This window comes from Bartonella sp. AA86SXKL, assembly GCF_042196885.1.
In genome coordinates this window covers 1-685 of sequence record NZ_JBHIRE010000363.1, presented here as the reverse complement: position 1 = coordinate 685, position 685 = coordinate 1, and the positions used below count along the sequence as shown (strand labels likewise).

Sequence of the window (685 nt, the reverse complement as noted above, 5' to 3'; positions counted from 1 at the left end):
TGTCACACTTTTTTTGCAAAAATACATTGCAGGCACAAACTATGAAATCGAAGGTTTAGAAACCCTCCCCAAAGGAGCCTACATCATCGCTCCAAAGCATCAATCTGCGTGGGAAACCTTTAGCCTTGTCCCCTATTTTGAAGACCCGGCTCTTATCCTAAAACGTGAATTAACGTGGATTCCATTTTTTGGCTGGTATATGGCAAAAACGCAAATTATTCCAATTGACCGAACAACGCCCATTAAAGCTTTGAAAACCATCATACAAAAAGCAAAAGAAAAAGCAAAACAAGGGCGTCAAATTCTGATCTTCCCCGAAGGAACGCGTCGACAACCAGGTCAAGAACCAGATTATAAATCAGGAATTGTTGCTCTCTATCATGAATTGGGACTTCAAGTTGTTCCCATTGCACACAATGCCGGCTTATATTGGCCACGTAGCAATTTTCGCCGCTATCCTGGAACAATCCGCGTTCGCATTCTTCCCCCCATAGACCCAGGTTTAAGCAAGCGTGATTTTCTAGACCAACTCATCCAAAAAACAGAAAAAACCTGTGATGAATTGCTTTTACGAGCATCTAAAGATCCGAGCCCTCCCCCTATGCCTCCTTCCGCTATAAAAAGGCTTCAAGAACTTAAATCACTGCAAAAAATTGAGAGGTAATTAACCATTTGCTCTCACGGT

1 protein-coding gene is annotated in these 685 nt (G+C 42.3%); it reads left to right on the top strand.

Annotated features, from left to right (window positions below; all coding sequences use genetic code 11):
- Positions 1 to 664: lysophospholipid acyltransferase family protein (locus ACFIO5_RS12030; protein ID WP_375705534.1), on the top strand; the 664-nt coding region annotated here is incomplete at its 5' end.
- Positions 665 to 685 lie beyond the last annotated feature (21 nt).